We start from the raw sequence: 18,560 nt of genomic DNA, 5'->3' as shown, positions 1-18,560 counted from the left end.
GCACCCGGACCGACGACCGAGGAGAGGCCATCGTGAGCCAGTTCACCCCGTCCGCCTACACCGCAGCGACCACCGAGCTCCGCTCGGGCCTCGCCCTGCTCGACCAGTCCGCTGCCCGGCTCGAGTCGGCGCTGGAGTCGGCCCTGAGCCAGTGGTGGGTGGCCGACGCGCTCGCCGACGGCCTGCGCTGGTGCGTCGACCGCCTGAGCGAGCTGGCGCGCGCCACCGCGACCAGGATCCGGGAGCTCGCGCAGGGCATCGCGGCGCCGCTGCGGTTCTACTTCCAGGCCGACGACTGGACCGACGTGGTCGCGTCCCCGGCGTCCGTCGTCGCCGCGACCGTCGCGCCGGACGCGCTGCGCGCGCCTCTGTGGTGGTCCGGTGACGCCGCGGACCGGTACCAGCAGGCGGTCGCCGGACAGTCGCCGGCCGCCCAGCAGATGGCGGAGGTCGGCAGGACGGCCTCGCGGTCGCTCGCGACCTGCGCGGTCGCCGGTTGCGCCTTCTACCTGGCGCTCGGATGGGTGGTCGCGAAGCTTGTCGCCACGTCGATCGCGGCCATCGGCCTGCTCGGCTCGGCGGTCTTCTCCTGGGCGGGACTGGCGCTCGTGGTGGAGCAGGCCGCCGTGAGCGCCGCCCTCGTCTCGGCCGCCGTCGCGGCCCTGGTCGCCACCCAGACGGCGGCGGCCGACGCCGTCGTCGAGGTCGGCGCCGCGGCCGGCTCCGGCACCGCGTTCCCGAACGGCGTCTGGCCACGCGGGACGGCCTGACCGTCCGTCAACCCCAGTTGACATCCGCGGAGCGTCAACCTATGTTGACGGAATGTCCGAGAACACCGACCCGCTCCTGTCCGCGGCCGGGGCCGCCGAGCCCGCGGAGGGCCTGCGGGCGATCCGCTCGCTGCGCGCGCTCGCCGACCGGCTGGAGGACCTCCAGGTCGAGCGAGCGCGCCGGCAGGGCTGGTCGTGGCAGCAGATCGCCGACTGCCTCGGGGTCACGCGCCAGGCGGTGCACAAGAAGCACGGGAAGAGGGTGGCCTGATGTTCGAGCGGTTCACGAAGGACGCACGCGCGGCCGTCACGCGGGCCCAGGACGAGGCCGGGGCGCTGGGCGCCGACCGCATCGGCTCGGTCCACGTCCTGGTCGCCGCGGTGTCGGGGTCCGGCCCGGCGGCCGAGGCGCTGCGCCGGTGCGGCGTCGACGGCGAGGGGCTGCGTCGCCTCGCGCGCGACCAGGCACCCGGCGGCATCGACGCGACGGCGCTCTCCTCGATCGGCGTCGACCTCGCGGCGGTGCGGGACCAGGTCGAGTCGACGTTCGGCGAGGGAGCACTCGACGGCGCCCCCGCCACGCGGCCGCGCGCATTCGCCCCGGATGCCAAGAAGCTCCTCGAGGTCGCGCTGCGGGAGGCGGTGCGCCTGCGCCACCGCCGGATCGACACCGGCCACCTGCTGCTGGCGGCCGTCCGCCTGTCGGACTCGTCCGCCCACCGGGTCCTGTCCGCCGCGGGGCTCGACGACGAGGCGGTGCGCAGCGCGGTGGCGTCCGCGTGGGCGGCCGCCGCCTGACCGTCGCCCGCGGCCCGGCCTTGCGCGACGGGTGCCCGCGCCACGGGTGCCTGCGCCGGCCGGCGTGCTTCGCGCGTCAGCCCCGGCGCAGCTCCCTCAGCGACTGCTGCAGGAGCGTCGAGTACGCCGCGACGCCGTCCATGTTCGGGTGCGTCCGGTCCGCGTGCAGCAGGCCCGCGTGCTTCGCGACGTAGCCGTTCCAGTCCACGACCTCGACGTTCGGACGGTCGGCCACCAGGGCGCGCAGCTCGTCGTTCGCCTCGGGGACCCAGTAGCTGTAGCCGACGACCGTGTAGATGATCACGTGACGGTCCGGACCGATCAGGTCCAGCGTCTCCTCCACGGCCGCCTGCGAGCCGTCGAACTGGAAGCCCCCGTTGGTGCCGAAGTTCAGCAGCACGACGGGCCGCAGCTCGCCGGCGTCGCGTGCCGAGCGGACCAGCGCCGGCGCGTCGACCCACTTGCGGATCGGCTTGGCGTCCACGTCGATCTCGGGCAGGTCCGTGAACAGGGTGGGCGCCGCGGCCGAGAGCACCGAGTCACCGAACGCGCTGACGCCGGACCCGTCCGCCGCGGCCGCCGTCGTGAGGTCGTCCGTCGGGGCGCCGGCGGTCGGGTCCGGCGCCGGCGCCGCCGCGGCGCGTTCCTCGATCTCCCGCTGGGCGGCCTCCACGGCGCGCTGGGTCGACGTCTGGGACGGTGCGGTGACGACCACGACGACGGCGCCCAGGACCAGCAGCGCGGCGCCTCCCGCGGCCAGTCGCGCCCCGGTCCGGCGCGGGCTCGCCGCGCCGCGCAGCGCCTCCCGGACGCGGGCGACGACCGTGCGCAGGCCGTCACGGCGCACGGGGGTCTCGACGTAGCGGTGGCTGAGCGCCGCGAGCGCGAACGTGAGGACGAGAGCGACGACGGGCGTCCGCCACTGCCACGAGGACCCGGGCACGTCCCCGAAGGTGGCCGCGACCAGCAGGATCACCGGCCAGTGCCACAGGTAGAGCCCGTAGGACCGGTCGCCGACCCACACCGCCGGCCGGGTCTCCAGCACCCGGAGCACCGGCGCGGGCGTGCCCTGCGCGCACCCGGTGACCAGAGCCAGGGCCGCGAGAGAGCCGAGCGCGATGCCCCCGCGGTACGCGAACGCACCCTCGGCGCGGACGGTGACCATCAGCACCGCGAGCACGGCCAGGCCGGCCACGGGCACCCAGCGCGCGAGCCGGGGCCCGGGCAGCAGCCGCACCCCGCCGGCCCACGCGATCGCCGCGGCCGCGCCGGCGAGCAGGCCGAACGCGTGCGTCGCCGTGCCGTAGTACACGCGGGTCGGGTCCTCACCCGCGACGTAGAGCGCCGCCATCAGCACCGCCGACAGCACCGCGGCACCGGCCACGACGTAGGCCGCGGCTCGCACGCCCGCCCGCACCCGCGCCGCGGCCAGCGCGACGAGCAGACCGGCGAGCGCCAGGGGCCACAGCAGGTAGAACTGCTCCTCGATCGCGAGCGACCAGAACGGCTGGAACAGCTCGGGCTGGGTCGCGTCGAAGTAGCTCGAGCCGGCCCCGATCTCGAGCCAGTTGGTGGTGAACGTCGCGGCACCGAGCACCTGTCGCCCGATCCCGACGAGCAGGTCCGGCTCGACGACGCGCGCGGCGACGACCGAGCCGACCACGACCACCGCGAGCGCGGGCAGCAGGCGACGCGCGCGGCGCACCCAGAACGCGGGCATGTCCAGCCGTCCGCGGCGGCCCATCTCGCGCAGCAGCAGCGTCGTGATGAGGAAGCCGCTCACCACGAAGAAGACGTCGACGCCCAGGAACCCGCCCGGCAGCGTCCGCGGCCACAGGTGGTAGGCGATCACCGCGAGGACGGCGAGCGCCCGCACGCCGTCGAGGCCGCGGATGCGGCCCTCGCGCGCGGACCCGCGCCCCGTCGCCGAGCTCGGGTCCGGGGCATGGGGGTGGATGTCGGTGCGGGTGTGGGTGCGGGTATGGGTAGGCGTCGCGGCGCCGTCCGCTCGCACGGTCCCCTGCGCGGACGAGCCCCCGGGGTCGGCCCGGTCGGGCGGCGGCGTCGGGGCCGGGCGCTGCGTCGTGGTCGTCACGGGCACCTCGCATCGAGAGGGACGACCTCACGGTAGGTCGCCCCGACCCCGCCCCACGACGTGACACTCCGCGCGTCGCCGGATCCGGACGGACGCGGGCGCCGGACGCTCACCGCGCGCACGGAACCGGGACGAACCCGGACGCCCCGGACGCACCCCGAGAACCGGCCTCCGCTACAGCTTGGTGACCGGTGAGAACCGCAGCAGCAGCCGCTTGGCACCCTCGGAGCCGAAGTCCACCTTGACGACCGCGTTGTGCCCCGCGCCCTCGAGCCCCACGACGGTGCCGAGACCGTACGCGTCGTGCGTGACGCGGTCCCCGATCGCGAGCTGCGGGATCGCGGCGTCCGAGCGCGGCGTGGCGGAGCCGAACGAGGCGCCCGTCGAGGGCAGCGCCGGGCGGGCGTCGCGCGACGCCGAGCGACCGCCTGAGCTCCCGCTCCCGGTCTTGCCGCCCGAGCCGTACCCACCGGAGCCGTAGCCGCCCGAGCCGTACCCACCAGAGCCGTACCCGCCGCCCGACCCACCGCGCTGGCCGGCGCCGAACCCGGAGCCCCAGCCGCCGCGCAGCTGCGACGTGGACGACTCGCGCCGACGCCAGTCGATGAGCTCGTCCGGCAGGTCCGCCAGGAACCGGCTCGGCGGGAACTCGTTGGGCACGCCCCACGCGGTCCGGATCGCCGCGCGCGAGATGTACAGCCGCTCGCGCGCCCGGGTGAGCCCGACGTAGGCGAGCCGCCGCTCCTCCGCGAGTTGGTCGGTGTCGGCCAGCGAGCGCATGTGCGGGAAGGTGCCGTCCTCGAGGCCCGTGAGGAAGACGACCGGGAACTCGAGCCCCTTCGCCGTGTGCAGCGTCATGAGCGTGACGACGCCCGGCTCGGGGCCCGACTCCTGCTCCCCCGCGTCGGCGGCGGGGATCTGGTCGGAGTCCGCCACGAGCGAGACGCGCTCGAGGAAGTCGGCCAGGTCGCCCTCGGGGTCGCTCTGCTCGAACTCGCTCGCGACGGCGTGGAGCTCGGCGAGGTTCTCGACGCGCGAGGCGTCCTGGGGGTCCTCGCTCGCGCGCAGCTCGGCCAGGTAGCCCGAGCGGTCCAGCACGGCACCCAGCACCTCCGCCGGACCCGCGCCTGCGGCGAGCTCGCGCAGCCCCGTCATCATCTCGGCGAAGCCGCCCAGGCCGGTGATCGCGCGCGAGCCCAGGCCCGGGACCTCGTCCAGCCGCTCGAGCGCGGCGCCGAAGGAGATCCGCTCCCGCTCCGCGAACGACGCGACCATCGCCTCGGAGCGCTCGCCCAGACCGCGCTTGGGCACGTTGAGGATGCGCCGCAGGTTCACGTCGTCGTCGGGGTTCGCGACCGCGCGCAGGTAGGCGACCGCGTCCTTGATCTCCTTGCGCTCGTAGAACCGCGTGCCGCCGACGAGCTTGTACGGCAGCCCGACGCGCACGAGCGCGTCCTCGATCACGCGCGACTGCGCGTTCGCGCGGTAGAACACCGCGACGTCGCCCGGCCGCACGCCGTCGCTGTCCCCGAGCCGGTCGATCTCCTCGACGACGAACCGGGCCTCCTCGCGCTCGTCGTCGGCGACGTACGCGACGATCTGCGCCCCCGCGCCCGAGTCCGTCCACAGCCGCTTGGGCTTGCGGCCGGGGTTCTTGCTGATGACCGCGTTCGCCGCCGACAGGATCGTCTGCGTCGAGCGGTAGTTCTGCTCGAGCAGGATGGTGCGCGCGTCCGGGTAGTCCGCCTCGAACTCCAGGATGTTGCGGATGTTGGCGCCGCGGAACGCGTAGATGGACTGGTCGGCGTCCCCGACGACCGTGAGCTCGCCGCGCTCGACGTCGCCCTCGCCCGTGCCCACGAGCTCGCGGACCAGCACGTACTGCGCGTGGTTGGTGTCCTGGTACTCGTCGACCAGCACGTGCCGGAACCGGCGGCGGTAGTGCTCGGCGACGGCAGGGAAGGCCTGCAGCAGGTGGACCGTGGTCATGATCAGGTCGTCGAAGTCGAGGGCGTGGGCCTGCCGCAGCCGGGCCTGGTAGCGCGTGTAGACCTGCGCGAGCGCCGCGTCGAAGTCGTTCGCCGCCCCGCCGCCCGACGTCGCGGCGAAGGACTCCGGGTCCACGAGCTCGTCCTTGAGGGAGGAGATCTTCGAGGCGAGCGCCTTGGCCGGGTACTTCTTGGGGTCCAGCTCGAGCTCGCGCGCGACGAGGGTGAGCAGCCGCTGCGAGTCCGCGGAGTCGTAGATCGAGAAGCTCGACCGCAGGCCCAGCGTCTGCGCCTCGCGGCGCAGGATGCGCACGCACGCGGAGTGGAACGTGGAGACCCACATCCGGCCCGCCGCCGGGCCGACGAGGTCGGTCACCCGCTCGCGCATCTCCGCCGCGGCCTTGTTGGTGAACGTGATCGCCATGACCTCGCCCGCCCGGGCACGCCGTGTGGCGAGCAGGTAGCCGATCCGGTGCGTCAGCACGCGCGTCTTGCCCGAGCCCGCGCCGGCCACGATGAGCAGCGGGCCGCCGTGGTGCACGACCGCCTCGCGCTGCTGCGGGTTCAGGCCCTCGAGCAGGGACTCCGCGCGGGCCGCGCGCGCCGCCTCGTCGTGCTCCCGGCCCGCGCCGCGTTCTCCGTGCTCGTCCTCCCCCCGCGGAGGCATGACGAGCGGCAGCCCGGACGGGTCGCCGACGTGCGAGCGCGCGGGCGGGGCGGGGTGGCCGGGCAGGGCGAGGTGATCGAACAAGGACGTCATGGCGGACCCAGCCTAGGCGCCGCCACCGACACGCGAGGCACGCCGGTGCACGGTCGGGGACGGGCCGGACCGGCCGGGGACCGGCTCAGGCGAGCGCGAGCCCCACGCCCCACGCGGCGGCGCAGACCAGGGCGCCGGCGAGCTCGACGAGGATGGTCAGGCCGGTGGCCTGCATGGCCGCCACCGTGGCCCGCCACGCGGCCCCCGGCTCGCGCACGCGCACCCACTCCGCCAGGTACGTCCCGCCGACGAACCCGACGAGGATCCCGACCACGGGGATCAGGAAGAAGCCGACGACGCCCGCGACACCGCCCCACACGAGCGTGCTGGACGGCACGCCCGCCCGCTTCAGGTGCCGCCCCGCGAGCAGGTACTTCACCACGCCCGCGACCGCCGTGGCGAGGACCGCGACCGCGACGACGGTCCAGCCGACCGCACCGCCCGTGACGACGCCCCACAGCGCCACGGCCGCGAGCACCAGCAGCGAGCCCGGCAGCACCTGGACGACGACCCCGAACAGGCCGACGAGCACGGCGAGCCCGACGAGCACCTCTCCCCAGACGGCCACGGGCGCCGAGACTACCGGCGGTCGGCGGTGATCAGCGCCGTCAGCGCCGTCAGCGCCAGAGGACCGCGATCGCGACGTTCAGCGCCGTCAGCCCCGCGATCGCGCCGAGGAAGCCGGTGGTGACCTTCTCCGGCCGGCGCTGACCGACGACGACCAGGGCCGTGACCACGAGCGCGATCACCAGCTTGACGCCGATCTTGGCCATGTTGGGGTCCCGCAGCTCGTCGCTCATCTCCGAGACGCCGACGATGAGGATCCCGGTGACCAGCGCCGTGAGGGCGCCGTGCAGCACGCCCGTCGCGATCCGGGGCGTGCGCAGGTTGACCAGCGTGCCGCCGAGCACGATGGCCCAGCCGATCAGGTGCAGCACGACGAGGACGTTCTTCAGCAGCTCCATGCGCCCAGGATAGGGGACCGCGGGACCTGATCTGACGGGCCGTCAGAAAAGCTCACAGCAGCCGGCGCGCCGCCGCCCACCGGGTCAGCTCGTGCCGGCTCGACAGCTGCAGCTTGCGCAGCACCGCCGAGACGTGGGTCTCCACGGTCTTGATCGAGATGAACAGCTCGGAGGCCACCTCGCGGTACGTGTAGCCACGGGCGATCAGGCGCATGACCTCCCGCTCGCGCGCGCTCAGCCGGTCGAGCTCGTCGTCCCCCGTCGCCACGTCGCCGGCGGCGGCGCCGAACGCGTCCAGGACGAAGCCCGCGAGCCGCGGCGAGAACACCGCGTCCCCGTCCGCCACCCGGCGCACCGCGTCGACGAGCGCGGGGCCGTCGATCGCCTTCGTCACGTACCCGCGCGCGCCGGCACGGATCACCGCGACCACGTCGTCGGCGGCGTCGGAGACCGAGAGCGCCAGGAACCGCGTACCCGGAAGGTCCGCGCAGGCCCGGATGACCTCCGCTCCCCCGCCCCCGTCGCCGCCGGGCAGGTGCACGTCCAGGAGCACCACGGGAGGCGCCAGCGCGTGCACGACGCGCACGGCCTCGTCCACGCTCGCCGCCTCGCCCACGATGGTCACGCGGTCGTCCAGGGAGGCCCGCACGCCCGCCCGGAACATGTGGTGGTCGTCGACCAGCACCACGTCCACGGGCGCGCCGGCGGGGACGGTCGGCTGCCCGCTCGTCGGGTCGGTCATGCGCCTCGCTCCTCTCGCTCGGGCTGCTCGTCCGTCACCGGGGACGGTGCGAACGGCATGGTCAGGTGGACCTCGGTGCCGTGGCCGATCCTGCTCGTCACCACGGCGGTGCCGCCACGTCGGCGCACCCGGCCCATGATCGACTCGCGCACGCCGAAGCGGTCCGGTCCGATGTCGTCGGGGTCGAACCCGTCGCCCCGGTCCTTCACGAAGACCTCGACGTCGCGCTCGCCGACCTCGAGGTAGAGCGACACGGGCGGCCGACCGTGCACCACCGCGTTGACCAGCGCCTCGCGCGTCGCCTGCAGGAGCGCGGCCGTCGCGTCGTCGGGCACGCGGTCGCCGACGACGACCGCCTCGACCGCCACCGGGTCGCCGCCCGGGCCCGAGCGGGAGTCCTCGACCTCGGCGACGACCGCCCGCAGCGCCGCCGCGAGCGACGTGCCCGGCGCGGGCCGGTCGTCGTACAGCCACTCGCGCAGCTCGCGCTCCTGCGCGCGCGCCATGCGGGCGACCTCCGGGTCGTCCGCCCGCGCCCGGATGAGCGCGAGCGTCTGCAGCACCGAGTCGTGCAGGTGGGCCGCGATGTCGGCCCGCTCGGACTCGCGCGCCCGCGCCGCGCGCTCGTCGGACAGCTCCCGCCACAGCCGCAGCCACCAGGGGGCGAGCACGAGCGCGACCCCCGCCAGCACCGCGAGCGACGCGACGACCGCCTGCACCAGCGTCGCCGCGTCCACGCCGGGTCCGCTGGCCTGCCCGACGAGCAGGAGGACGCCGACCCCCGCGAGCACCACGCCGCCCAGCAGGCGCAGCACCGACACCGGGGTGCGGCCCCCCGCGCGGCTGCGCCAGCGACCCCGCGCGACGTCGTCGAGCTGGCTCCACGCCAGCGCGACGCCCGCGAGCAGGACCAGGACGGGCAGCACCCAGCCGGCGTCCATGCGGTCCTGCCGCAGGGCGACGAGCACGGCCGCGACGACGACGAGGAGCAGCCCGACGGCGATGTCCGTCACGGGCCAGCGCCGGCCCCGCCCGGTCTCGTCGGGACCCGCGTCCGGACGGCGCGCGAGGCGGGTCAGCGTGCTCGGCCGGGCCTTGGCCGCGGCGTCCCAGGGGTCGCCCGCGGGCACCGCGAGCCACCAGAACCCGTAGAGGAACACGCCGGTGCCGCCGAGGGCGCCCAGCACCACGAAGGTGAGCCGCACCAGGCCGACGGGCACGTCGAGGTGCGCGGCGAGGCCCGCCGCGACGCCGGCGACCCAGCGGCCGCGCTGCACGCGGCGCAGGGGCGGGCGCGACCGGACCGGCCACGACGGCCGGGCGGCCGACGCAGCAGCGCTCTGAGCGGGGACGTCCACACCGGCATCGTCACACGTCGCACGCCCTCGCAGGCACGTCCGGAGGGCCCCCGGGCACAAGACCAGGGGGTGGCCAGGGGGCGGACCCCGGTCGAGTCAGGGTCCGTTCAGGGGAGCACCCGATACCCCGGCCGGTCCGCATCGACCACGATCGACGTCATGACCGAGTCCCAGCCCACTCCCCCGCCCGACGAGCCGGCGCCCGGCTCCACCGCGGGCGGCGCCCCGCCCGTCGACGCGCCCGCCCCGGCGTCGCCCCCGCCCGGCCGCGACCAGCACGGCTTCTTCGGAGCCGTCCGCCGGCTCGGCGTCCAGCGCACGGACGACCGCTGGGTCGCCGGCGTGTGCTCCGGCGTCGCCGACCGGTTCGGCGTCGACCCGCTCGTCGTGCGCGGCATCCTCGCGGTCACGCTGCTGCTCGGCGGTGCGGGTGCGGTCGCGTACGGCATCGCGTGGGCGCTCCTGCCCGAGCGCCGGGACGGGCGCATCCACCTCGAGGAGACGATCGCCGGGCGGTTCGACGTCGCGATCGTCGGCGCCGCCGCGCTCGTCGTGCTGGGCGCCTCCCGCGGCTCCGACGCGTGGGGCGGCGGCTGGGGACCCGGACCGCACTGGGTCGCGCACATCCTGGACGCGATCGGCGGGCTGCTCTGGTTCGGCTTCATCGCGTCGCTCGTCGTCGTGACCGTGCTGGTGATCACGCGGTCGCAGCGCGACCGCGGCCCTCGGCCACCCGCGCCCACCTCGCCCTACGGGCCGCCGTACGGGCCGCCCCCCGGACGCACGCCGTCCGGTCGGGCGCCGTCCGGCCAGCCGCCCTACGGCCAGCCGCCCTACGGCCAGCCACCGTACGGTCAGGCGCCCTACGGCCAGCCGTCGTACGGGTCCGCCGACGCCCGGCCGTCGTCGCAGCCCACCGACGCCGCGACCCCGTCCGCACCGCCGACGCGGCCGGCCCCGGCCTCCCCGTACGCGCACAGCGCGTGGACGCACCACGGCAGCACCGCGCACGCCCGCGCCCGCGCCCCCTACCCGTCCGGACCGCCGACGCCCGTGGCGCCGCCGCGACCGCCGGTCCCGCCGCGACCGGCCAAGCCCCGGCGCCGCGGCCCGGGTGCCGCCTCGCTCGGCGTCGTCGTCGCGCTGGCGCTGCTCACGCTCGCCGGCCTGCTCGCCGCGTCCCGCACCGGCGCGTTCGACGGCCCGGTCCTGCTCACGACGCTCGGCGTGACCGCCGTGCTCGCGGGCCTCGGGATCGTCGTCGCCGGGCTGCGCGGACGCTCCTCGGGATCGCTCGGGTTCCTCGCGATCGTCGCGCTCGTCGTCGCACTGCCGGCGGGGGCCGTCGGGGACTCGGGGTGGGTCCACGACGAGGGCACGCGGTGGGGCACGTCGACCGTCACGGTCTCGTCCCGGGCCGCCGCCGGCGAAGGGCTGCAGGTGGGCGCCGGTGAGACGACGTTCGACCTCACCGACGTCCCGCTGACCTCCTCGACGCTCACCGTGCCGGTCTCGGTCGGCGCCGGACGCGTCACGGTGGTCGTCCCGCAGGACGCCGCGGTGGCGGCGGACGTCCGCGTCGGGCTCGGTTCCGTCACGTGGGACGTCGACGGCAGCTCCGAGCAGGTCGGCGGCGCCGGCATCGAGCACCAGACGTTCCAGGACCAGGCCAGCACCGACGGCACCGCCCAGCTCTCGCTCGACATCTCCGTCGGGCTCGGCGACGTGACCGTCACGAGGGAGGACGCATGAGCACCGCAGCGGAGCGACCGGAGGACCGGACCGAGACCGTCGAGGACGTCGAGGTCACGGAGCCGACGGCCGAGCAGACGAGGGCAGAGCAGAAGACGGCAGAGCAGATGACGGCAGAGCAGACGCCGGTCGACCACGGGTCGGAGGAGCAGCCGACGGTCGCGCTGCCCACGGTCGCGGAGCCGACCCTCGCGGAGCCGACCCTCGCGGTCCCCACCCTCGCGGAGCCGACCCTCGCGGTCCCGACCGTGCCGGGACCGACGTCCGCCCCGGCCCCGACCGGTCCCGCCGCACCGGTCCGCGGGTCCGACGAGCCGGCCGCGACGAGTGCTGCGGCCTCGACGCCGCTCGTCGACGCCCGCACGCTGCGCGTCGGCACCGTGGTCTGGGGCCTCGTGCTGGCGGTGCTGGGCGTGGGCGTCCTCGCCTGGGCCGGCGACCGGAGGATCGACGTCGGGCTCGCCGCGATCCTGCTGGTGGCCGGCGCCGGGGTGGCCCTGCTCGTCGGCTCGCTCGTGACCGGCGCGCGCCAGCGTCGTCGCGCAGGCCTGCCCGGCTAGGGCTGCCGAGCCCGCTGAGCCCGCTGAGCCTGTTGAGCACCGGACGACCCGTGCACGCACGACGTCCCTCCCCCCGGAACCGGAGGAGGGACGTCGTGCTCGCGGGTGGACGCCCGCGCCGGTCGGACCTGGGGTCAGACCTTCGGGGCGTCGGGGTCGGCCGGACCCGGGTTCGCCACGTGCGCGGGGCCGGCCGCCGCGGGCGGTGCCGTCGTCGGCGCGACCGGGTCCACCGTGGTCGGCTCGGCGGTCGTGCTCGTCGCGCCCGGGCCGACCGGAGCGGCGGCCACCGGGGCTGCGGCCACCGGAGCGGGCGCCGCCGGGGCAGCGGTCACCGGGGCCGCGGTCGTGGCCGGAGCGCTGGTCCGCGCCGTGTCCGACTCGAGGACGACGTCGGCGGCGGCGACGTGCGAGCCGAGCTTGCGCAGCGCGATGCCGACGAGCAGCAGCGAGACGCCGATGCCCACCACCAGGAGCGCGACGCCGAACGCCACGACGGACGTGAACAGCGACGCCCGCAGGAACGACGCGGTCATGACGGTCTGCCGGACCGGGTCGTCCTGGTCGAGCTCGGCGTACGTCTTGCCGCCGGAGGCCTCGAGCGCGTGGTGGTCGATCACGTCGGCCTGCACCCAGGCCTCCCACGGCGTGTCCACGAGCTGGCCCGCGAACGCGTCGGCGTCGTCGGAGACGGTGATCTTCTCCGCGGCGAGGTTGGTGGTCACGGCGCCCCAGGTCACAGCGCCGGCGACGATGAAGATGATGCCCAGGATGATCGTGATGAGGCCGATGCCCTTCACGCCTCCCGACTTTCCCGCAGTGGTCGCCACGTCGGATCCCCTTTGCTCGAGCTTGTCCCGGCTCGCGCGCCCAGCGCGCGGGCGGTCGCGAGGGTGCTGACCGCGGTGTCCCTCGCCAGGTCGACTCTAGCGATCTCCGGACATTCCGCGCACGACCCTGCCGGGCCCGGCGAGCCCGCGACCTGCAGGTCAGCCCTGCGCGGCGCCTCCCGGGGCGGCGCGGGCGGCCTCGACGGCGGCGGTCGCCTGGGCGTGCACGGTGCGCTCGAGCACGAACGACATGACGGGCACCACGCCCGCGAGCGCCATGGTCACCAGCCGGCCGACGCGCCAGCGCATCGTGGCCCACAGGTCGAACACCGTCACGAGGTACACCACGTAGACCCAGCCGTGCGCGAACGGCACCCACTCGACCCAGCGCATCACGTCGTCGGACGCGTGCACGACGTAGTTGAGCACCAGCTCCACGCACAGGACCAGGAGCAGCGTCCCGGTGATCCAGGCCATGACGCGGTAGCGCCTGATGGCGCCCTCGGCCTTGCGCGTCCAGCGCGCGACCGCCTCGTCGGAGGCCGCGGCCGAGCCGCCCTGCGCGCTCGTCGTGCCCGTCGTCTCGCTCACGCCTCTGTCACTCCCACTCGATGGTGCCCGGGGGCTTGCTGGTGACGTCCAGCACGACGCGGTTGACCTCGGGCACCTCGTTGGTGATGCGGGTCGAGATCGTCGCGAGGACGTCGTAGGGCATGCGGGTCCAGTCCGCCGTCATGGCGTCCTCCGACGAGACCGGGCGCAGCACGATCGGGTGGCCGTAGGTGCGGCCGTCGCCCTGCACCCCGACCGAGCGGACGTCGGCGAGGAGCACCACCGGGCACTGCCAGATGTCGCGGTCGAGCCCGGCGCGGGTCAGCTCCTCGCGCGCGATCGCGTCGGCCGCGCGCAGGATCTCGAGCCGGTCACGGGTGACCTCGCCGATGATCCGGATCCCGAGCCCGGGCCCGGGGAACGGCTGGCGCCAGACGATCCCCTCGGGCACGCCCAGCTCGAGGCCGACCGCGCGGACCTCGTCCTTGAACAGCGTCCGGAGCGGCTCGACGAGCTCGAACTGCAGGTCGTCCGGCAGCCCGCCCACGTTGTGGTGGCTCTTGATGTTGGCCGCGCCCTCACCGCCGCCGGACTCGACGACGTCGGGGTACAGCGTGCCCTGGACCAGGAACCGCACCTCGCCGCCGGCGTGCTCGCCCGCCTCCTCGACGACCTCGCGCGCCGCGTCCTCGAAGACGCGGATGAACTCGCGGCCGATGATCTTGCGCTTCGTCTCGGGGTCGGTGTGGCCCGCGAGCGCGTGCAGGAACCGCTCGCGCGCGTCGACGACCTTGAGGCGCACGTTCGTCGCGGCCACGAAGTCCTTCTCGACCTGCTCGACCTCGCCCGAGCGCAGCAGCCCGTGGTCGACGAACACGCACGTCAGCTGCTCGCCCACGGCCTTCTGGACCAGCGCGGCGGCCACGGAGGAGTCCACGCCACCGGACAGCCCGCAGATCACCTGCGCGTCACCGACCTGGGCGCGGATCCGCTCGACCTGCTCGGCGATGACGTTGCCGGGGTTCCAGTCGGGCGCGAGCCCCGCGCCGCGGTACAGGAAGTTCTCCAGCGCCTGCTGGCCCAGCGACGAGTGCCTGACCTCGGGGTGCCACTGCATGCCGTACAGGCGGCGCGCGGGGTCCTCGAACGCGGCGACGGGAGAGCCCTCGCTCGTCGCGAGCACCTGGAAGCCCTCGGGTGCCGCGTGCACCGCGTCCCCGTGGCTCATCCACACTGTCTGCTGCTCGGGGCTGCCGGCCAGGACGGTACCGGCGGCGTCCACCGAGACGGCGGTGCCGCCGTACTCGCGGCGCCCGGTCTGGGCGACGGTGCCGCCGAGCGCCTGCGCCATCGCCTGGAAGCCGTAGCAGATGCCCAGCACGGGCACGCCCGCCTCGAACAGCGCGGGATCGACGAACGGTGCGCCGGTGGCGTACACCGAGGACGGGCCGCCGGACAGGATGATGGCGGCCGGGTCCTTCGCGAGCAGGTCCGCGACGCTCGCGGTGTGCGGCACGATCTCGGAGTACACGTTCGCCTCGCGCACGCGCCGCGCGATCAGCTGCGCGTACTGGGCGCCGAAGTCGACGACGAGGACCGGGCGGTGAGCTGTCGGCTGCTCAGGCGTCTGGGTCACGCTCCCAGGGTAGTCGGCGCCCGGAGCGCCCGTGCGCGCCGTCCGCCGTGACGGGCAGCACCCCCGCGCAGCGGCGGCCCCCGCGCCCGGAAAACGGTTCGAGCCGTGTCGGTACCGACACGTAACGTTGCCGACGTGCGATCTCTCCCCCTGACCGACCCGGGCACCCCGCCGCTGACGGGGCCCGTCGCGTACCTGCTGTGGCAGGCACGTCAGCAGTGGGGCATCCTCACCGTCGCCGTGCTGCTGGGCATCCTGATGTTCTCCTGCCAGGCCGCGCTGCCCTACCTCACCGGCTACGCGATCGACTCCGGCCTGGCGCAGGGCTTCGGCCCGGACCTGTGGCGCGCGGCCGGCGCGCTCCTGGCTCTCGGCCTGCTGTCGGCGGCCGCGGGTGCGATCGGCCACCGCTACGACGTCGAGAACTGGCTGCGCGCGTCGTTCGCCGCGTCCCAGCTCGTCGGCCGCCGCGTGGCGCGCTCGGGCCACACCATCACCGCCGAGCTGCCCACCGGCGAGGTGGTCTCCGCGGTCGCGAACGACGCGCTGCGGATCGGCGAGATCTTCCACACCGTCGCCCGCTTCGTCGGGTCGATCGTGGCGTACGGCATCGCGGCCTACGTCATGCTGCGCACGTCGGTCTCCCTCGGGCTCATCGTCGTCCTGGGCCTGCCGACCGTCGCGGTGTGCATCGGCGCGCTGGTCAAGCCGCTGCAGCGCCGCCAGGTGGCGCAGCGCGAGGCGTCGGGCCGGCTGACGACGCTGGGCTCGGACACGGTCTCGGGCCTGCGCGTGCTGCGCGGGATCGGCGGGGAGGGCGTGTTCACCGCGCGCTACCGCGAGCAGTCGCAGCTGGTGCGGGGCAAGGGCGTCGCCGTGGCGGTGACGCAGTCGTGGCTGGACGCGCTGCAGGTGCTGCTGCCGGGCGGGTTCGTCGTCGTCCTCATCTGGTACGGCGCCCACCTGGCCGTCGCGGGCGAGATCACGCCGGGTCAGCTGGTGCAGACGTACGGCTTCGCGGCGTTCCTGTCCTGGCCGGTGCAGCAGATGACGATGATGGTGCAGTCGGCGACGCGCGCCCACGTCGGCGCGGGCAAGGTCCTCAACGTGCTCCGCGTGGTGCCCGCCACGGGCGCGCGCCCGGCCACGCAGCCGACGCCGCCCGCGGGCGTGCCGCTGGTCGACGAGTCCACCGGCACGGTCGTGGCGCCGGGGCAGGTCACGGCGCTGGTCTGCGTGGACCCCGACGCGTCGGCGGCGGTCGCCACGCGCATGGCGCGGTTCGACGACGAGGCCGAGACCGGCACCCCGGTGCGGCTGGGCGGCGTGCTCCTGGCGGACCTCGACAAGCAGGCCGTGCGGGAGCGCATCGTGCTCGCCGAGGCGACGTCGCACCTGTTCTCCGGTCCGCTGGCCGGGGAGCTGGACGTGCACGGGCCGGGCGACACCGAGCGGCTGCTGCACGCGATCGCGCTGGCCGACGCGCAGGACGTGCTCGACTCCGTCCCCGACGGGCTCGCGGGCGAGCTGCCCGAGAAGGGCCGGTCGCTCTCGGGCGGCCAGCGCCAGCGCGTCGCGCTCGCCCGGGCGCTGCTGCTCGACCCGGAGATCCTGCTGCTCGTCGAGCCGACCTCCGCGGTCGACGCGCACACCGAGGCGCGGATCGCGGCCCGGCTGACCGACGCGCGTCGCGGGCGCGCCACCCTGGTGGTCACGGCGTCGCCGCTCGTCCTCGACCACGTCGACGACGTGCAGCTGCTGGTCGACGGCACCGTCGTCGCGCGCGGGACGCACGCCGAGCTCATGGCGCGCCAGGACGCGGAGGGCGCCGCCTACCGGCGGGTGGTCGAGCGTGACCTGACCGACGAGACCCCGCCCGACGGCGTGCCACGCGTCCCGGCTCCGCACGAGGCGGGGACCGACGACGACCCGATCGCCGACGAGGCGTTCGACGAGCTGCTGCAGGAGCGTGCGACGAGCACGCCCGAGAACCGAGGAGGACGGTCATGAGGCTGCCCATCGCCGACGCGGCGACGGTGCGGGCCTACGCCGCGCGCCTGCTGCGCACCCACCGGCGGCCGCTCGCGCTCATCGCGGTGCTGCACACGCTCGCCGCGGTCGCGGGCCTGGCCGGCCCGTGGCTGCTCGGGCGCCTGGTCGACGCGGTCGCGGACGGCACCACCACGGGCTACGTCAACACGCTCGTCGCCCTCGGCGCCGCCGCCGTGCTCGCCCAGACGGTCCTGATCCGGTACGCGCAGCGCAGCTCCATGCTCTTCGGCGAGATGGTCTTCGCGGACCTGCGCGAGGAGTTCATCGAGACCGTGACCTCCCTGCCGCTGTCCACCGTGGAGCGCGCGGGGACCGGTGACCTGGTCGCGCGCACGACGAACGACGTGAACAAGCTGCAGCACGCCGTGCGGTTCGGCGTGCCGCGCGTGATCGTCGCGGTCGTCACGATCAGCCTCACGGTCGTCGCGTCGCTCGTGCTCTCCCCGCTCGTCGCGGTCTCGATGTTCGTCGGCGTGCCGGTGATGCTCGTGGTCGTGCGGTGGTACCTGCGCCGCGCGACGCCCGCGTACCAGCGGGAGTCCGCCGCCTACGCGACCCTCAACGGCTCGATCACCGAGTCGGTCGAGGGCGCGCGGACGGTCGACGCACTGCGCATGGGCCGGCGCCGCGAGGCACGGGTGGAGGAGGACCTGGCCGAGGCGTTCGACGCCGAGCGGGTCACCCTCAACCTGCGCACGGCGCTGTTCCCGGGCGTCGACTTCGCGTTCGCCGTCGCGCCCGTCGCCGTGCTGGTCTGGGGCGGCTGGCTGGCGTCCCAGGGGCAGGTGACCATCGGTGTCGTCGCGACGATCGTGATGTACGCGTACCAGGTGGCCGGACCCGTCTGGGAGCTGATCTTCTGGGTCGACGAGATCCAGGTGGCGGCGACGTCGCTCGCGCGCATCGTCGGTGTGCAGCTGGTCGACCCGGACCGCGACGCGCGTCCCGGCGAGCCCGCGGACGAGGACATCACCACGAGCGGCCTGCGGTACGCGTACCGCGAGGGACACGACGTGCTGCACGGCATCGACCTCGAGCTGCGCGCCGGCGAGCGGCTCGCGGTGGTCGGCCCGTCGGGTGCGGGCAAGTCGACGCTCGGCCGCATGCTCGCCGGCATCCACCCGCCCACGGGTGGCACGGTGACGGTCGGCGGCGTCCCGCTCGTGGACCTCCCCCTGGACGAGCTGCGGCGCCACGTCGCGCTCGTGACGCAGGAGCACCACGTGTTCGTCGGCACGGTCGCGGACAACCTGCGGCTCGCGGACCCCGCGGCGGACGCGGAGGCGCAGCGTCGTGCGTTGGAGGCCGTGGACGCCTGGGGCTGGGTCGCCGCCCTGCCGGACGGGCTGGAGACCGAGGTCGGCTCGGGCGGCGCGCCGCTCACGCCCGCGCAGGCGCAGCAGATCGCGCTGGCCCGGCTGGTGCTGCTCGACCCGCACACGCTGGTGCTGGACGAGGCGACGTCGCTGCTCGACCCGCGCGCCGCACGGCACCTCGAGAGGTCGCTGAACGGCGTCCTGGCCGGCCGGACGGTCGTCGCGATCGCGCACCGGCTGCACACGGCGCACGACGCGGACCGCGTGGCGGTCGTGGACGGCGGCCGGATCACGGAGATCGGACCGCACGACGAGCTGGTCGCGGCGGGCGGCGACTACGCGGCGCTGTGGCACTCCTGGCAGCACGACGCGTGACCCGCTGACGG

At 75.3% G+C, this 18,560-nt stretch carries 16 protein-coding genes; 7 read left to right on the top strand and 9 right to left on the bottom strand.

The window, feature by feature from the left end:
• The first annotated feature begins 32 nt into the window (after positions 1-32).
• The 3 genes from KIN34_RS08955 to KIN34_RS08945 are packed head-to-tail and all read left to right on the top strand — an operon-like array spanning position 33 to position 1,568.
• Complete coding sequence (locus tag KIN34_RS08955) at positions 33-770, top strand: hypothetical protein (protein WP_214349438.1); 738 nt, start codon at positions 33-35, stop codon at positions 768-770.
• A 52-nt stretch (positions 771-822) separates the two neighbouring features.
• Complete coding sequence (locus KIN34_RS08950; protein ID WP_214349435.1) at positions 823-1,041, top strand: RNA polymerase subunit sigma-70; 219 nt, start codon at positions 823-825, stop codon at positions 1,039-1,041.
• Positions 1,041-1,568 (top strand): Clp protease N-terminal domain-containing protein, encoded by a 528-nt coding sequence (locus KIN34_RS08945; RefSeq protein ID WP_214349431.1) that lies wholly within the window; start codon positions 1,041-1,043, stop codon positions 1,566-1,568. The genes KIN34_RS08950 and KIN34_RS08945 overlap by 1 nt, the downstream gene beginning before the upstream one ends.
• 76 nt (positions 1,569-1,644) lie before the next feature.
• Here the strand turns inward: KIN34_RS08945 and KIN34_RS08940 are convergent, their stop codons facing one another.
• The 6 genes from KIN34_RS08940 to KIN34_RS08915 form a co-directional block, all read right to left on the bottom strand.
• The gene (locus KIN34_RS08940; RefSeq protein WP_307858154.1) at positions 1,645-3,663 is read right to left on the bottom strand and encodes an acyltransferase family protein; all 2,019 of its coding nucleotides are present in this window, start codon (positions 3,661-3,663) and stop codon (positions 1,645-1,647) included.
• Between the two features lie 174 nt (positions 3,664-3,837).
• Positions 3,838-6,411, bottom strand: coding sequence for a DNA helicase PcrA (gene pcrA / locus KIN34_RS08935; protein WP_214349428.1), 2,574 nt, complete (start codon positions 6,409-6,411; stop codon positions 3,838-3,840).
• An 85-nt stretch (positions 6,412-6,496) separates the two neighbouring features.
• A complete protein-coding gene (locus KIN34_RS08930; RefSeq protein WP_214349426.1) occupies positions 6,497-6,979 on the bottom strand; it encodes a DUF456 domain-containing protein in 483 nt (160 codons plus the stop codon).
• A gap of 49 nt (positions 6,980-7,028) precedes the next feature.
• On the bottom strand, positions 7,029-7,376 hold the full coding sequence (locus KIN34_RS08925; protein WP_214349424.1) for a hypothetical protein: 348 nt from the start codon (positions 7,374-7,376) through the stop codon (positions 7,029-7,031).
• A 52-nt stretch (positions 7,377-7,428) separates the two neighbouring features.
• Positions 7,429-8,118, bottom strand: a complete 690-nt coding sequence (locus KIN34_RS08920) for a LuxR C-terminal-related transcriptional regulator (protein WP_214349421.1) — start codon at positions 8,116-8,118, stop codon at positions 7,429-7,431.
• Positions 8,115-9,476 carry an ATP-binding protein gene (locus KIN34_RS08915; RefSeq protein ID WP_214349418.1) on the bottom strand — a complete coding sequence of 454 codons (1,362 nt, stop codon included), beginning with the start codon at positions 9,474-9,476 and terminating at the stop codon, positions 8,115-8,117. The genes KIN34_RS08920 and KIN34_RS08915 overlap by 4 nt, the downstream gene beginning before the upstream one ends.
• A 159-nt stretch (positions 9,477-9,635) precedes the next feature.
• Between KIN34_RS08915 and KIN34_RS08910 the strand changes: the two genes are divergently transcribed.
• Together KIN34_RS08910 and KIN34_RS08905 are read left to right on the top strand one after the other, a co-directional pair.
• Positions 9,636-11,228, top strand: coding sequence for a PspC domain-containing protein (locus KIN34_RS08910; RefSeq protein WP_214349415.1), 1,593 nt, complete (start codon positions 9,636-9,638; stop codon positions 11,226-11,228).
• Complete coding sequence (locus tag KIN34_RS08905) at positions 11,225-11,788, top strand: hypothetical protein (RefSeq protein WP_214349413.1); 564 nt, start codon at positions 11,225-11,227, stop codon at positions 11,786-11,788. Before KIN34_RS08910 ends, KIN34_RS08905 begins: the two co-directional genes overlap by 4 nt.
• 134 nt (positions 11,789-11,922) lie before the next feature.
• Here KIN34_RS08905 and KIN34_RS17360 read toward each other — a convergent pair whose 3' ends face one another.
• From KIN34_RS17360 to guaA, 3 genes are all read right to left on the bottom strand, one after another.
• Complete coding sequence (locus tag KIN34_RS17360; protein ID WP_307858153.1) at positions 11,923-12,588, bottom strand: hypothetical protein; 666 nt, start codon at positions 12,586-12,588, stop codon at positions 11,923-11,925.
• A gap of 189 nt (positions 12,589-12,777) precedes the next feature.
• The gene (locus KIN34_RS08895) at positions 12,778-13,209 is read right to left on the bottom strand and encodes a DUF3817 domain-containing protein (protein ID WP_372449534.1); all 432 of its coding nucleotides are present in this window, start codon (positions 13,207-13,209) and stop codon (positions 12,778-12,780) included.
• Between the two features lie 7 nt (positions 13,210-13,216).
• Positions 13,217-14,806 (bottom strand): glutamine-hydrolyzing GMP synthase, encoded by a 1,590-nt coding sequence (guaA, locus tag KIN34_RS08890; protein ID WP_214349411.1) that lies wholly within the window; start codon positions 14,804-14,806, stop codon positions 13,217-13,219.
• A 135-nt stretch (positions 14,807-14,941) separates the two neighbouring features.
• Between guaA and KIN34_RS08885 the strand changes: the two genes are divergently transcribed.
• A complete protein-coding gene (locus tag KIN34_RS08885) occupies positions 14,942-16,816 on the top strand; it encodes an ABC transporter transmembrane domain-containing protein (protein WP_214349409.1) in 1,875 nt (624 codons plus the stop codon).
• Positions 16,813-18,549, top strand: a complete 1,737-nt coding sequence (locus KIN34_RS08880; RefSeq protein WP_214349407.1) for an ABC transporter ATP-binding protein — start codon at positions 16,813-16,815, stop codon at positions 18,547-18,549. Before KIN34_RS08885 ends, KIN34_RS08880 begins: the two co-directional genes overlap by 4 nt.
• Positions 18,550-18,560: the final 11 nt, after the last annotated feature.

The sequence above is a fragment of the Cellulomonas fulva genome (assembly GCF_018531375.1).
Taxonomy (GTDB): domain Bacteria; phylum Actinomycetota; class Actinomycetes; order Actinomycetales; family Cellulomonadaceae; genus Cellulomonas; species Cellulomonas fulva.
Note: the sequence above shows the minus strand (reverse complement) of the source record. Positions and strands in the feature narration are given on the sequence as shown.

Excerpts from the sequence above, each read along its gene's own strand:
- KIN34_RS08925 (WP_214349424.1), bottom strand. The coding sequence starts at position 7,376 with ATGGAGCTGCTGAAGAACGTCCTCGTCGTGCTGCACCTGATCGGCTGG.
- KIN34_RS08880 (WP_214349407.1), top strand. The coding sequence starts at position 16,813 with ATGAGGCTGCCCATCGCCGACGCGGCGACGGTGCGGGCCTACGCCGCG.
- KIN34_RS08950 (WP_214349435.1), top strand. The coding sequence starts at position 823 with ATGTCCGAGAACACCGACCCGCTCCTGTCCGCGGCCGGGGCCGCCGAG.
- pcrA (WP_214349428.1), bottom strand. The coding sequence starts at position 6,411 with ATGACGTCCTTGTTCGATCACCTCGCCCTGCCCGGCCACCCCGCCCCG.
- KIN34_RS08920 (WP_214349421.1), bottom strand. The coding sequence starts at position 8,118 with ATGACCGACCCGACGAGCGGGCAGCCGACCGTCCCCGCCGGCGCGCCC.
- KIN34_RS08945 (WP_214349431.1), top strand. The coding sequence starts at position 1,041 with ATGTTCGAGCGGTTCACGAAGGACGCACGCGCGGCCGTCACGCGGGCC.
- KIN34_RS08910 (WP_214349415.1), top strand. The coding sequence starts at position 9,636 with ATGACCGAGTCCCAGCCCACTCCCCCGCCCGACGAGCCGGCGCCCGGC.
- KIN34_RS08905 (WP_214349413.1), top strand. The coding sequence starts at position 11,225 with ATGAGCACCGCAGCGGAGCGACCGGAGGACCGGACCGAGACCGTCGAG.